Annotated in this window: 11 protein-coding genes; 3 read left to right on the forward strand and 8 right to left on the reverse strand. The window is 42.5% G+C overall.

All coding sequences use genetic code 11. From position 1 onward, the window contains the following. Positions 1–124: 124 nt before the first annotated feature. Both DFP80_RS11560 and DFP80_RS11565 read right to left on the reverse strand, forming a co-directional pair. Positions 125–1,120: a response regulator gene (locus tag DFP80_RS11560; protein WP_113916955.1), complete on the reverse strand. Its 996-nt coding sequence runs from the start codon at positions 1,118–1,120 to the stop codon at positions 125–127. Next, the gene (locus DFP80_RS11565; RefSeq protein ID WP_113916956.1) at positions 1,117–4,482 is read right to left on the reverse strand and encodes an MHYT domain-containing protein; all 3,366 of its coding nucleotides are present in this window, start codon (positions 4,480–4,482) and stop codon (positions 1,117–1,119) included. Before DFP80_RS11565 ends, DFP80_RS11560 begins: the two co-directional genes overlap by 4 nt. Before the next feature lie 230 nt (positions 4,483–4,712). Between DFP80_RS11565 and xylB the strand changes: the two genes are divergently transcribed. Beyond that, positions 4,713–6,203: a xylulokinase gene (gene xylB / locus DFP80_RS11570; RefSeq protein WP_113916957.1), complete on the forward strand. Its 1,491-nt coding sequence runs from the start codon at positions 4,713–4,715 to the stop codon at positions 6,201–6,203. Between the two features lie 79 nt (positions 6,204–6,282). On the opposite strand, the gene DFP80_RS11575 is transcribed toward xylB, so the two are convergent. The 6 genes from DFP80_RS11575 to DFP80_RS11600 all read right to left on the reverse strand — a co-directional run bounded on the left by DFP80_RS11575 (position 6,283) and on the right by DFP80_RS11600 (position 13,007). After that, a complete protein-coding gene (locus tag DFP80_RS11575; RefSeq protein WP_113916958.1) occupies positions 6,283–7,179 on the reverse strand; it encodes a helix-turn-helix domain-containing protein in 897 nt (298 codons plus the stop codon). A gap of 161 nt (positions 7,180–7,340) precedes the next feature. Next, positions 7,341–8,771, reverse strand: a complete 1,431-nt coding sequence (locus DFP80_RS11580; protein ID WP_113916959.1) for a mannitol dehydrogenase family protein — start codon at positions 8,769–8,771, stop codon at positions 7,341–7,343. 1 nt (position 8,772) lies between these two features. Next, on the reverse strand, positions 8,773–9,867 hold the full coding sequence (locus DFP80_RS11585) for an ABC transporter ATP-binding protein (RefSeq protein ID WP_113916960.1): 1,095 nt from the start codon (positions 9,865–9,867) through the stop codon (positions 8,773–8,775). Positions 9,868–9,885: 18 nt separating this feature from the next. Then, complete coding sequence (locus DFP80_RS11590; RefSeq protein WP_113916961.1) at positions 9,886–10,716, reverse strand: carbohydrate ABC transporter permease; 831 nt, start codon at positions 10,714–10,716, stop codon at positions 9,886–9,888. Positions 10,717–10,726: 10 nt separating this feature from the next. Continuing rightward, positions 10,727–11,587 carry a carbohydrate ABC transporter permease gene (locus DFP80_RS11595; protein WP_113916962.1) on the reverse strand — a complete coding sequence of 287 codons (861 nt, stop codon included), beginning with the start codon at positions 11,585–11,587 and terminating at the stop codon, positions 10,727–10,729. Positions 11,588–11,687: 100 nt separating this feature from the next. After that, complete coding sequence (locus DFP80_RS11600; protein ID WP_175020605.1) at positions 11,688–13,007, reverse strand: ABC transporter substrate-binding protein; 1,320 nt, start codon at positions 13,005–13,007, stop codon at positions 11,688–11,690. 322 nt (positions 13,008–13,329) lie between these two features. Between DFP80_RS11600 and DFP80_RS11605 the strand changes: the two genes are divergently transcribed. Continuing rightward, a complete protein-coding gene (locus DFP80_RS11605; protein WP_113916963.1) occupies positions 13,330–13,605 on the forward strand; it encodes an FAD assembly factor SdhE in 276 nt (91 codons plus the stop codon). A 40-nt stretch (positions 13,606–13,645) separates the two neighbouring features. Further along, positions 13,646–14,029: a hypothetical protein gene (locus DFP80_RS11610; RefSeq protein WP_113916964.1), complete on the forward strand. Its 384-nt coding sequence runs from the start codon at positions 13,646–13,648 to the stop codon at positions 14,027–14,029. Positions 14,030–14,045 lie beyond the last annotated feature (16 nt).

Here is a 14,045-nt window from a genome sequence, read left to right on the forward strand (position 1 = left end):
TTTTCCATAAAATAATCAGGTAGTAAAATAGGCTGTAACTGGTCTGCTTTAATAGCCTATCAGTAATGCCTAATTTTTACTTTTCAATGGTCCGCTGGAGAATGCTTTCAGTGTGAGTTGACGGTTATTCAGCGAATTGTTTTTGTATCTCAAGCAGTTTAGGTAGTTCTTGCTGAAGTAATGGGATGAGTGAAGGGTCAAAATGTTTTCCACTTTGTTCCGTTATGTACTTCATCGCCTCTTCTGTCGGCCACGCTTTTTTATAAGGCCGTGCGCTAGTGAGTGCATCAAATACATCGACTAGAGCTACAATACGGCCTTCAATGGGAATCTCTTCTCCTGATAAGCCATTAGGGTATCCTGTACCATCCCATTTTTCATGGTGCGTCATGGCAACTGAATGAGCTAGTTCAATAAGATAAGAGCTTGGGTTGGAAAGAATTTCACCGCCTATTTGAGCATGAGTCTTCATGACTTCATACTCTTCTTCAGTCAGTTTACCGGGTTTTAAAAGTATATTGTCGGCTATGCCTATCTTTCCAATGTCGTGCATAGGTGCTGCCATCATTAAATCGTTCGCTGATTCTTCACAAAAACCGTATGCGGCAGCAATGACCTTGGCGTACCGACTCATACGCTGAACGTGCATGCCGGTTTCGTTGTCTTTGTATTCGGCTGCTCGCCCAAGTCTTTGGATCAAATCTATGTGCGTGTTTAGTAACTCATCCGCTCTAATTAAAGAGAGGTGTGTTTTAACTCGAGCTAAGACAATAGCGGGAATAATGGGTTTAACAATGTAATCAACGGCACCAATCTCAAATCCTTTTTCTTCATCCACACTGTCTTTTAATGCGGTGACAAATATTACTGGGATATGAGCGGTTGCTGGGTTTTGTTTCAAACGCTCACAAACTTCCAAGCCTGTCATATCAGGCATCATAATATCGAGAAGTATAAGGTCAATAGGTTCTTTTTCGACCAATTTTAATGCGTCTTGACCTGATCGGGCAAAAGACAAACGGTAGCGAGCAGCTTGCAATACTTGCCTTAATACTCGTAAGTTTGATGGTTCATCATCAACCAATAGAATGCGAGGTGCGGGTTTACTTCCGATTCTCATTTAGTCGGCTCCTGTGTCATCCATTCTTTTAGGTTAGTAAGGCTGTTGATAGCACCATCGAATTCAAAGTTTGAAATAGCCTTACCTGCCGCAATGGCTTGTGTTTTCATGTTTTTTGGGGCGTTGCTAATGAGTAATTCTATGTTGTCATCATCAACTTCGCCTGAGTCTGCTGATTGAATAAGGGTATCAAGAAGTGTCACTAATTGCTCGGTAGAGAGCTCATTTTTAGGGACTATATCCGGCATCTCGGTATGATGGCTGTACTTTTCTATTAAGCGTTGTCGTTCTTCAAAAAAGTCAGCTAATAGAGAGGTTAAGCACGGAATGCTTTTTATCAGTTGGTTGTGGTCTTTTGTTTGTACAGCCCGTTCGATAGTAGCCATGCAATTGGATATGTTGAGTAGGGCAAGGTTGCCCGAAGTGCCTTTTATTGCATGTGCTAATGCGTAAGCGTCCTGATACTCTTTGTTATTAATATGGGCGGTTAACCTGTCAACTAAGGTTATGTTTGCGTCAGCAAATCTAGAGAGTTCGGAAAGGTAAATCGACATTTCATTCCATAACGATAGTCCTTTCTCGATGTGGATTTGTATGTTTGTGCGGTTTATTGCTTGGATTTCTGGATCTTCATGATCGATAAGAGTTGGTGTTTCCTTTAGCACTCTTGCCATTTCGGCGATTAATACTTGAATATCAATAGGTTTATTGGCGAAGCCATCCATTCCAGCTTGCTGAGCATCTAATCTATCTTCAATTAGCACATTGGCTGTTAAGGCAATAATGGGGGTATGAGTTAGTTGATTTTCTTTTTCATAACTGCGGATGATTTGGGTGGCGGTTAAGCCATCCATTTTCGGCATCTGAATGTCCATTAGAATAATGTCAGGTTTTACCATTTTAAATTGTTCAACAGCGTCAATGCCGTCTTTTGCAAAAAATATGGCGTGACCATGCCGTTTAAGTAAAATTGTGAGTAAGGTTAAGTTTTGCTCTACGTCATCAGCCAAGAGTATTCTTTTTGGTGTGATAACGGCTAGTTGCGACGCTTTTTCATCGACAGGTGCTTTGGTTTCCGTTAGTGGTAAATCAAAATAAAAACAACTCCCCACACCTATTTCACTCGTCGCATGAATCTCCCCTCCCATTAGGGTTACTAATTGTTTGGATATACTCGTCCCTAAACCTGTGCCGCCAAAACGACGACTCATGGAAGCATCCGCTTGTGTGAATGGATCAAAAATATGAGTTAAGCGTTCTTCTGATACACCTATGCCTGAGTCTGCAACTGAAAAGCGTATTTGGCCGTCCTGTTGTTTCGATACCGTCAAGGTTACATAGCCTTTTTCAGTGAACTTGATAGCATTACCTAAAATATTCATTAGGACTTGGCGGATACGATCCTCGGCGCCTAAATAGGCTTGGGCAACGTCTTCTTGAATATGAAAATTTAGTTCTAGGCCTTTATTTCTGGCTTGTAGCCACAGGGTCGAAATAACCGTATCTACTGAATTGGCAATTATAAAAGGCTGTATGTCTAATTCGAGTTTATCTTTGTCTAATTTTGCACTGTCGAGTATGTCGTTCAGCAGGTGTAGTAGAGAGCGAGCCGATTTACTAATAATTGAAAGGTGTTTTTTGTTTTCCCCTGATACTTCGGACTCCAATAAAATATCAGAAAAGCCAATAATAGCGTTCATTGGCGTACGGATCTCATGGCTCATGTTGGCTAAAAATGACGCCTTACTTTCGGCAGATGCTTCCGCTTTAGCTTTGGCTTGACGTAATTCATCCTCCATTTCAATGCGTTGTGAAATATCTAAAATGACACCATCAATCCATTCAGGTTTACCATCTTCGTTGTAGATGATTGAGCCATTTTCTAGCACCCAAACATAATGGCCTTTTTTATGTCTTAAGCGATACTCTAATTTATGCGTTTTACGCTCTTGTACAGCCTTATCCATAATGAGAGAGATGCTCTCTTGGTCATCAGGGTGGATAAGCTCAGCAAAGGAAATTGTTTTGTCATAAAATTCAGAGGTGTTCCATCCGGCGACATCGTAGATAGCATCACTCACAAATAGCGTTGTCCAATGTTCGTCCATTAGGCAGCGGAAAGAAGCGCCTGGAATATTTTTAATTAGAGAACTGTACTGTTTTTCGCTTTTTCTGATTGTTTCTTCAAGTGATTTTCTAGTAGATATGTCAGTAATAAAGCCAACAAAAAACGTACCACTACCGGGAATATCAACTTTTCCAACACCTAATCTGATAGGGAAAGTATGGCCGTTTTTCTTTACCGCATAAATTTCTCTTTCTGTACCCGCTATATTTACTTCGCCGGTCTTACGAAATGTTTCTAAAAAATGATTAAATTCGTCGGTATATTTTTTAGGGAACAAGGTACCAAAATGCTGATTAATAATTTCTTCTTCTTGCCAACCTAAAATGACCGAAGCCGCTTTATTAAACTCTTTGATCGTACCGTAACTGTCTATAGATATGATGCCATCTACGGCGGTATCTAAGGTTGTCTTTAATCTGACTTCGCTGGCCGTTTTTTCTAGTAATAATTGTCGATAACGTAATTGAGAGGCGATATTGGCCGCTAGAATGGAAAGTAACAATGTGATGATGGCAACAACGAACGACAGCTCATCATTAGAGCTGTCTTGCATATGAGGCATTTCAGCGCCGTCGGGTGAAATAAATCTTGCTCCGGTCATGCCAGCATAATGCATGCCTGAAATGGCACTCCCCATGATCAGTGCGCTAATGCTGTTGACCCATCTATCGCTTAAACTTGGCCAAAAATTTTTAATGTAATAGTGAGTTGATAAGGCGATAAAAGCGAGGGCAACAGCAATGATTAATGATGCCACAAACCACGTAGGGTCGTACTTCAGATCAACATTCATCTTCATCGCAGCCATGCCGATGTAATGCATTGCTCCTATCCCACCACCGACAAAAACGCCATTAGTGAGTAGTTGTAAGATGTTTAAATTGTTTCTAGTTAACCGTTTTAACGTTACATAAGACGCTAAAATTGCGGGTACTAAAGATAATGCAGTTAGCCATGGGTCATAAGAAATCCCATGTCCCATATTAAAGGCTAGCATGCCGACAAAGTGCATACTCCAAATGCCACCAGCCATAATGAAAGAGCCAGAGATTAGGGCAATTTTTTTATACTTTTCGATAACAATATGTTGTGCAATGGACGTAAAGTGCAGTGCAAAAAAAGAGGCCATTGAGGCGAGTAAAATAGAAAGAATAACGAGGCTATAGTTATAGTCCCCCATGGCCAGATGATTAGCGTCTACTTGGGTGACAAAAAAACTGTTTAGTAAATACATTAACTCTGCTTCTTTCCTGAATTAGGTCATTGGTCGTGAGAGGGCTTTAGGGTTGTTTTTTGTTAGCATATCAAAAGCTAACGATTTTTATTCTCTATTTGTACAAAAAAGGCCAATTTGGCGAATTGTATTGACACTTTTCTCTAATATTTCGATTATAAAAACTCATGCTTAGCATGCCATAAACGAAATAAAATAAAACACTACTTTTGATGAAGAAGAGTAACAAAATGTATTTAGGTCTTGATCTTGGAACCTCTGGTTTAAAAGGTGTCGTTATTGATGCTAATGGGCGTGTTTTGGCACAGGAGACCGCTTCATTGGTCGTCGATAGTCCGAATGCTACGTGGTCGGAGCAAGACCCTTTATCATGGTGGCAGGCTTGTAAAGATGTTGTTGGTCAACTGCACCAACGTTTGGATTTAAGTAAGTTAAAGGCGTTAGGTCTTTCGGGACAAATGCATGGAGCGACTTTGCTTGATGCACAAGGCCAAGTGCTGCGGCCTTGTATCTTGTGGAATGATGGTCGAAGCCAAGTGCAGTGCGAGGCCTTAATGGCACAATTTCCAGATGGGATAGAGCGTGCTGGCAATCTTTATATGCCGGGCTTTACAGCACCTAAAATACGTTGGGTGCAAGAAAATGAGCCAGAGATATTTGCTAAGCTGACTCATGTATTACTGCCCAAAGACTATTTGGCTTATCGGCTAACGGGCATTATGTCATCTGACTGTTCTGATGCTGCAGGAACTCTGTGGTTGAACCCTGAAACACGTCAATGGGATGATGATTTGTTGGCGATAACAGAGCTTACTCAGGCTAATATGCCGATAATTTACGAAGGCTGTGATCTTGTTGGTACCTTGTCTGAAACGGTAGCTCGAGATCTTGGGCTTGCGCAATTACCTGTTGTGGCTGGCGCTGGCGATAATGCTGCGGGTGCTGTGGGTATGGGAGTTACAAATCCAGGTCAAGGTTTTATTTCGTTAGGTACTTCCGGTGTGTATTTCACTGTTAGTGAGTCACATAAAGCAAACCCACAAAATACAGTGCATGCTTTTTGTCATGCCTTGCCTAATCGTTGGCACCAAATGGGCGTTACACTCAGTGCTGCGAACTCATTAGCTTGGTTTGCCAAGTTAATGGATAAGTCTGTTGTTGAATTACTGGATGCCCTTGAAGATAGTGGAATCAAGCGTACCAATGTATTGTTTTTACCTTATCTTAGCGGTGAGCGAACGCCGCACAATGACCCGTTTGCTAATGGGCAATTTGTTGGTTTAAGTAATACAACCAATGTTGAGGCCATGACGCTAGCGATATTGGAAGGGGTAGCGTTTTCTTTACTGGATTGTCAAAATGCTTTGGTCAGTGCTGGTAGTTTTGTTGATGAACTTTCATTAATCGGTGGTGGTGCGCGTTCTGCAATGTGGCGCCAGATTATCGCCAATGTGTTAAATAAACGCCTCATTTATCGTGATGGTGGCGATGTTGGGCCAGGCTTGGGTGCGGCTCGTTTGGCTTTGTTAGGTGAGCAACAAGGTCAAGGTAAAGACATTGAATCGCTGATTGCTGAATATTGCACCATGCCTGATGTATTAGAGATACATGAGCCTGAGGCGAGTTTAGGATCTTATTATCGAAATAAGTACGCCTTGTTCCAACCTCTTTACCAATCGACAAAAAGTCTAAATGAAAAGCTGATGCAGCTGTCGTCTTAATGGGCTTTGTTGTGTAAATAAAAAGCGCCGCGAATAGGTATTGGCGGCGCTACTTCATCATTATTAAGTAATAGTCGGGCTATGAAACAGGCGCAATCCCTTCAATATGAATATTGCTCTGCGTACGAAAATCCCGAGGCGTTACTCCTTTTAATTCATGGAAGCGGCGATTGAAGTTGGCGACATTGTTGAAGCCAACTTGAAAGCAAATAGTGGCGATTTGTTGATCTGTCTCGGTCAGTAAGCTGCAAGCCCGACTGACACGTACGCGATTTACAAACTCAATAAAACGGTTGCCTGTTGCTTTCTTAAAGAAGCGCGAAAAATGGCTGTCTGACATGCCAATTAAACTCGCTACGCTAGAAAGGGTAATGTCTTGGCTATAGTTTTGTGTTACATAATCAACCACTGTGTTTATCTTGCGCTGCAGCGTTTCGCTGGATTTTAAGTCGATTTGTACAGTAGAAAGTAAGCGGTAACTTCGGCCTTGAGCCAGTTTTTGTAATAGAGGAAGGGCAATGATTAATCTTGATAAGCCGCTAGAGTCTCGTACTTTTTGAAAGATGTCTTGTAGGTAGTCATGGTCTTGATCAAAAAACTCAATACCTGATTTTGCTTTGGCTAGCAGAGGAAGGATTTCGGCTAATTCAGGGATTATTTTCATGCCATGTGAAAAGGATTCATGGTCAAAACGGATCACCATGTCTCTAAGTTGAACTTCTTCTTGATCGTGTTGGCAGATCCAGTTATGAGGCAGTCGAGGCCCGGTTAAAATGAGTTGTCCCGCTGAATAATTGCCAATGTAATCGCCTACAAATACCTTTCCAGATGTAGCGACGATATAATGTAGCTCATAGTCATCATGGGCATGCCAGCGAATAAGATCACACGGGTAGCCGTGTTCTAAATAGCGAATGGTTTCGTTGTCTTCGACAATTTCGTATTCGGGTGTAATGCGTTTGGCGTTATTAGACATAATCTTCTCGCTCAGCAGCTGTCTGGTCAGGCGTATACTTTAACTTTATATCAACGACTACTCACTGCTTATTTTCTTATTTTTAGTAAAAACACATTCAAAAACCTAAGGTAGAAAGCGGTCGTTATTCGCCTTAGGTTTTTGAATTAGATGATGACTATCTAAATATGCTTTGCCATGCTTGTTTGAATTGCTTCAGTAAGCTGAACCACAAAGCTTGGGTACTCTATTGGGACATTACCCCATAAAAAGCTATCTGTTGCAAAAGCCTGAATGCCTGCTTCGTCATTCGTGAAAGCGGCAAGAGAAACGCTATTTGGCTCGTGATAAGGCGTATTTAATTTGCCTTGATTTGATAGCTGAATAAAAGTGAACCAGCTGGCGATACCTTGTATCGTTTTTATGGGGTTGAGCCCTTTGTGATAAGCGCCCTCTAATGTCGGAAAAACAAAAATTGGGAATTTGGAGTAACCATCGGTACAAATACGCTCCACAGTATCTCCAATGTTTGCGTTGCTAAAACGCTGTGCGATAACATCGAAATAGGCAGGCAAATCGACCACGGAGTCACCAATTGCAGGGATCGAATCTTGCAGGATAAAATCTGTGAAATACTGCTTTAATTCGTCATCACGCATGGCTTCATCAAAGTAGGTGAGGCCTTTTAGCGCAGCTTGGTATGTCACACAAGTATGACCGGCATTTAAAATGCGAATCTTAGCTTCTTCAAAAGGTACGACGTCTTTCACGAATTGCACGCCAACAAGATCAAGGGCTGGTTTTTTACCGGCAAACTTATCTTCAATAACCCATTGAATAAAGTCTTCACCCATTACCGTCATGTCATCATCTACACCGAAGCGAGAGCTAACATCTTCTACATGTTGCAGACTTGGCTTAGGTGTAATGCGATCCACCATAGAGCAAGGGAAAGATACGTTTTGTTTTACCCATTCAGATAAGGTTGAATCTTGCTTGGCTTCTAAAAATTGCATTAGGCCAGTTTCTAGCAACTCACCATTATGGCGAAGATTATCGCAGCATAATAAGGTTATTTTGGCCTTAGATGTTTCGCTACGTAATTTAAGCCCAGCATACAGGAAAGCATAAAGTGTATTGCGAGCCCCTGCGATATCGGCCTTAATCGCTGGGTGTTCTAGCATCAAATGACGGTTCTCATCGAGGTAGTAACCGCCTTCAGTTACCGTTGATGTGACAAGCTGAGTTTGAACATCAGCAAGAGCGACGTCAACTTTTTCAGGCGCCTGAGCGCCATCAATTTGCTGCACAATAGAACGAATATGCTCGTATTTTGTCTCGCCATCAGCCGCCATGGTTTTTAAAACGTATTCACCTTCTTGCTTCATAAAGCGAGAGAAAGCTTGGCTGTCTTGTGGGCGAATATTAACGCCAATAATGCCCCAACTTTTTTCTTTGTCATGAGCGAGTAGGCGATCAATGTATACCGCTTGGTGAGCGCGGTGAAAAGCACCGACGCCCAAATGAACTATGCCAGCTTCAATTGTATCTTTTGCGTAGTTCTGAACAGACAGTTGCTCCCTATTGGAGGAAGCTTGTAAGTAATTAGCCATATCATACTTCCTCTGGGATCACTGAGATGACTCGATCATTTTCGTTGAACAAAATGACTTCTGATATATCAATTTTTAGGCTGACTTCTTGTCCGTCTTTAAGCTCAGTTCGGGCTGGAGCTTTGATGATAATGGTTTGATCACTAGATAATTGCAGATGTGCGTATGCTTCAGAGCCTAGGTGCTCAATTAACTCAATGCGGCCAGATAGGTCGCCGCCTTCTTCGACTAACGACATGTGCTCCGGACGAATACCGACAACAACAGAGTCTGGAAGTGGGCCTTTTAAACGATTCGCAGGGAAATTGATTTGCTGCCCAAGTAACTCAATCGCTAGGCTGTCTTCATGACGAACTATTTTGTTCGCGGCGATTAAGTTCATTTTTGGTGTACCAATGAACTCAGCGACAAAGCGGCTATTGGGTTGACGGTAAAGTTCAAGTGGTGTGCCAACTTGCTCTATTTGGCCTGCGTTCAGGATCACAACACGATCAGCTAAGGTCATGGCCTCAACCTGATCGTGGGTTACGTAAATCATCGTGGTGCCGAGTTTCTTGTGCAGACGGGCCAGTTCTAGGCGCATTTGTACGCGCAAGGCTGCGTCAAGGTTAGACAGCGGTTCATCGAATAGAAAAACCTTTGGTTGACGTACAATGGCACGCCCAATAGCGACGCGTTGGCGTTGACCACCAGAAAGTTCTTTCGGTTTGCGTTCTAGTAAAGCGTCAAGTTGCAATGATGCTGACACAGAGCGTACTTTTTCTTGGATTTCTGCGTCTGGAATTTTTGCCAAACGAAGCGCAAAAGATAAATTATCGGCAACCGTCATGTGCGGGTACAGCGCATAAGATTGGAATACCATAGCTAAATCACGCTTTGATGACGCCACTTCTGTAATGTCTCTGCCATCTAGTTCTATGCTTCCACCTGTGCTTGACTCAAGGCCGGCGATGGTGCGCAGTAAGGTAGATTTACCACAGCCAGAAGGCCCGACAAATACCACAAATTCACCTTCAGAAATATCGAGGTTTATACCGCGAAGAGCATGGTAGCTATCATAATGTTTTTGCAAGTCGGTAATGGTTAAGTAAGACATAATAAAAATTCCTAATAATTATTTTACGGCGCCGAATGTAAGGCCTTGGACTAATTGTTTTTGACAGAACCAACCAAAAATAACGATTGGCGCGCAAGCTAGTGTCGAAGCTGCTGACAATTTCGCCCAGAACAGACCTTCAGGGCTAGAGTAAGAAGCAATCATCGCGGTTAATGGAGCGGCATCGGACGCCGTTAAGTTGAGAGACCAAAAAGCCTCATTCCAACACAATACAATGGATAAAAGAGCGGTAGATGAAATCGCACCAACAGAAAGAGGCAGCACAACTTTGACTACTTCATCCCAAGGTGTTGCACCATCCATTCTGGCTGCTTCTAAGATTTCTTTCGGTAGGTCTTTGAAATAAGAAAACAGCATCCAAACAATAATGGGCAGATTCATTAGTGTGAAAATGATGACTAATGCTGTTTTTGAGTCCAACAACCCGTAGTCGCGGCATAAAATATAAATAGGTACTAAAACCCCCACCGCTGGAAGCATTTTAGTAGAGAGCATCCAAAGCAGAATATCTTTAGTGCGCTTACCAGGGAAAAATGCCATGGAGTAAGCGGCAGGAACTGCAATAATCAGCGCGATAATAGTTGAGCCGAATGACGTTACCACTGAGTTCCATGCATGATGGAGGTAGTCGCTACGTTCTTGAACGACGCGAAAGTTATCCAATGTTGGTTCGAAGACCAGTGTTGGAGGAATGGATATTGCTTGTAGCTCGGTTTTGAACGAGGTGATAAACATCCAAAAAATGGGAAAAAATAATACCAATGCGACTGTCCATGCGAACAAGCCAGTAATAATGGTTTTGAGTTTGCGTTGTTGATTAAGAGTCATCGTATTCACCTCACACCGTTAAGTTTTTGCCAACGGCACGAATTAAGAAAAAGGCTACGATATTGGCAAGCAATACGGCAAATAAACCACCTGCAGAAGCCACACCAACGTCATATTGAAGAAGTGCTTGGTTATAAATGAGGTAGGCTAAATTTGTACTGTCATAGCCTGGTCCACCGCCAGTAGAAACGAAGATTTCAGCAAAAACCGCCAATAAGAAGATGGTTTCTATCATCACAACTACAGCAATAGGGCGGGCAAGGTGAGGAATCGTTAAATAGCGGAAGATATGCCAGCCTGTTGCACCATCCATCTGAGCGGCTTCTTTTTGTTCCGTATCTTGGGACTGCAGAGCGGTAACAAATACCAAAATGGCAAAAGGAAGCCACTGCCAGCTGACCATGATAATAACCGACATCAGAGGGTAGCTAGATAGCCAGTCTATAGGTTCTAGCCCTAGTGATTGCGATATCCAAGCAAAGATCCCATAGACGGGATTCATCATCATGTTTTTCCAAATCAAAGCGTTGACAGTTGGCATGATAAAGAAAGGTGAAATTAGCAAAACACGTACAATACCTTGTCCGAAGAAAGGTTTGTCAATTAACGCTGATAGCATGACACCCAATACTACGGTGATGATCAATACAGAAAGCAATAGTATTAGAGTGTTGGATACCGCAGGAAAGAAGCCAGGATCGGTAATGAAAAACTCAAAGTTCATCAAGCCGACAAAGTTGTTTTGACCTGGGTATAGCAAGTTGTAGCGTATGGTGGAAAAATAGATGGTCATGGACAATGGAATGATCATCCAAACCAACAGCATGATGACTGATGGCGCCATTAATAAGCGAGTGATTGAACGCTTCATGTTGAGTTTCTCTTATTATAAGCGGGAATAATTACCCCATGAATAGGGCGAGTCAGAGGTAAGAAATAGGGCAAAAGCCCTATTTCTTTATCAAGCTAGACTAGTAATACCCTGCTTGACGCATTTGACGATCTGCAGAGGTGTTTGCAGACTTTAATGCTTGTTCAACCGTCATGGAGCCAGCCAATGCGCCTGATACCATTTGACCTGCTGTAGTACCAATTGCTTGGAACTCAGGAATGGCAGCGAATTGAACGCCCACGTAAGGGGAAGGTTTTAGTGTGCTGTCTGTTGGATCGGCAGATTTGATTGCTTTTAGTTCTGCTTCAGCAAAAACGGCTGCTTTTTGGAACTTAGGGTTTGCATAAGTGCTGGCACGTGTGCCAGTTGGTACCGCTGCCCAGCCATTCTTGCTGCCCACTAGTTCGATGTATTCTTTAGAGGTTGCCCAACGAACAAATTTTTGTGCTGCGTCAGCGTTTTTAGTCGCTGCTGGAATCCCTAGTGCCCAGGCCCATAGCCAGTTCGCACCTTTTTCGGTGACAGAAATTGGAGATTGAGCAAAACCTACTTGATCTGCAACTTTACTTTGTTTCGGATCGGTAACAAAAGACGCTGCTATGGTGGCATCAATCCACATGCCGCATTTTCCTTCATTAAACAACGCTAGACTTTCGTTGAAGCTGTTGCTGCTTGAGCCAGGAGGTCCGTACTTAGTAAGTAGGTCAACATAGAAAGTAACAGCGTTGTTCCACTCTGCAGTCTCTAGTTGTGGCTTCCAGTTTTCATCAAACCAACGAGCGCCAAAAGAGTTTGCCATGGCTGTCATAAATGCCATGTTGTCGCCCCAGCCAGCTTTACCGCGTAAGCAAATACCATAAATGCCTTTGCTTGGGTCATTTACTGCAGCCGCAACGTCGCGAATGTGTTCCCAGCTGTCACGATCATTGATTTCCATACCTGCGGCTTTAACAAGGTCTTTTCGGTACATGACCATGGAGCTTTCACCATAAAAGGGTGCTGCATACATAGTGCCATCATAAGACAAACCGCCACGAATGGAAGGAAGGATGTCTTGCGCGTCGTAGTTTCCGCTTGTGTCGACTGCTTGTAGCCAGCCACGCTCACCCCAGATTGGGGCTTCATACATACCAATAGTCATTACGTCGTAAAGACCGCTTTTGTTGGCAATATCTTGTGTTACGTTTTGACGTAAAACGCCTTCTTCTAGCGTTACCCATTTAACTTTGATGTCGGGGTTGGCTTTTTCAAATTCAGGTGTGAGTTTTTGCATTTCGATCATGTGGCCGTTGTTTACAGTAGCCACTGTGATTTCAGTTGCAGAGAAGGCGCTTGTAGCTGTCATAGCTGCTGATAGAGATACCGCATAAGCTAAGGTATTTTTGGTAAGGCGTTTCATAGGTTTCCCCCAGTTTGGAGTTTCTTTGTTTTTATAGTCGTACCTAAATCTCGACAATTGCTCATCAAGTAATCATAAATATAGACTATGTCATAATTGACCTGTTAATACATAAATTGCCAATAATTGTACTATTTTGTTTCATTTTTAACTTTTTAACAGGAAATTAGTCAATTCAATACTTATTTACTGTCCCTCAATTGTAGCTATCTCTCTGTCTAATAAGGTTTTATGTGATAAATGTCAGTGAATTGGGTAAGGCATTTTCGTTTTTTTTGTATAAATGGCTATAATGGCGACATTATATTTTTAGGGAAATGTCATGAGTGAAACCACAGATTCAATTAGTTTTAAACGCCTTAAAATGCAGTGTCGTCGTGGCATGTTGGAGCTTGATGTTCTGCTTGAACCTTTTTTAGCGGATGTGTATTTGACGCTGGAAGAGGAAGATAAACAGCGCTTCGCTAATTTGCTTTCCTGTGAAGATCAGGAGCTGTTCCCGTGGTTCATGCAAAGTGCTGAGCCAGAAGATCCGGATCATGCCCGTATTGTTGATATTATTTTGTCTCGTGTTCAGCCTGAAAACTACCGAGCTTAAATGCTCATGGATTAGCGTAGGGCTGTGGCTTTTTTTAGTCGTGGCGTATGCTGCTCTTTTGCAAGTTTATTGGATGCCTGCCTATTGGCGGGCATTGCTTTATCTTGGGGGTGGCTTAGTTGGATTAACGCTACTCATTCGTATGCTCCACAAACCTTTACGACAGATTGGTATTGATGAGCAAGGCGTTTTTCTATTAGATCGAGGTGGTTATGAAAGGCTGCTTTTTATTCGTGCTAATGGTGTTCAGTTGATTGCTAAAGCCGATCAAGAGCAGACTTTTTGGGGTAAAATCTGGCCCAAATACCGAGTGATATATCGCGATAGCGTTGGAATGGAAGTGTATCAAGTACTTCGCTCTTATGCGGCGCAACAAATTTTGCGCCGCCGCAGTGAAGAGGCAAAAAAGCATTTCGATCTATAAACCTAGCTCTAAAAAG

The sequence above is a fragment of the Marinomonas rhizomae genome, assembly GCF_003315485.1.
Taxonomy (GTDB): Bacteria; Pseudomonadota; Gammaproteobacteria; order Pseudomonadales; family Marinomonadaceae; genus Marinomonas; species Marinomonas rhizomae.

Excerpts from the sequence above, each read along its gene's own strand:
- DFP80_RS11590 (WP_113916961.1), bottom strand. The coding sequence starts at position 10,716 with ATGACTCTTAATCAACAACGCAAACTCAAAACCATTATTACTGGCTTG.
- DFP80_RS11600 (WP_175020605.1), bottom strand. The coding sequence starts at position 13,007 with ATGAAACGCCTTACCAAAAATACCTTAGCTTATGCGGTATCTCTATCA.
- DFP80_RS11560 (WP_113916955.1), bottom strand. The coding sequence starts at position 1,120 with ATGAGAATCGGAAGTAAACCCGCACCTCGCATTCTATTGGTTGATGAT.
- xylB (WP_113916957.1), top strand. The coding sequence starts at position 4,713 with ATGTATTTAGGTCTTGATCTTGGAACCTCTGGTTTAAAAGGTGTCGTT.
- DFP80_RS11565 (WP_113916956.1), bottom strand. The coding sequence starts at position 4,482 with ATGTATTTACTAAACAGTTTTTTTGTCACCCAAGTAGACGCTAATCAT.
- DFP80_RS11580 (WP_113916959.1), bottom strand. The coding sequence starts at position 8,771 with ATGGCTAATTACTTACAAGCTTCCTCCAATAGGGAGCAACTGTCTGTT.
- DFP80_RS11575 (WP_113916958.1), bottom strand. The coding sequence starts at position 7,179 with ATGTCTAATAACGCCAAACGCATTACACCCGAATACGAAATTGTCGAA.
- DFP80_RS11585 (WP_113916960.1), bottom strand. The coding sequence starts at position 9,867 with ATGTCTTACTTAACCATTACCGACTTGCAAAAACATTATGATAGCTAC.
- DFP80_RS11595 (WP_113916962.1), bottom strand. The coding sequence starts at position 11,587 with ATGAAGCGTTCAATCACTCGCTTATTAATGGCGCCATCAGTCATCATG.
- DFP80_RS11605 (WP_113916963.1), top strand. The coding sequence starts at position 13,330 with ATGAGTGAAACCACAGATTCAATTAGTTTTAAACGCCTTAAAATGCAG.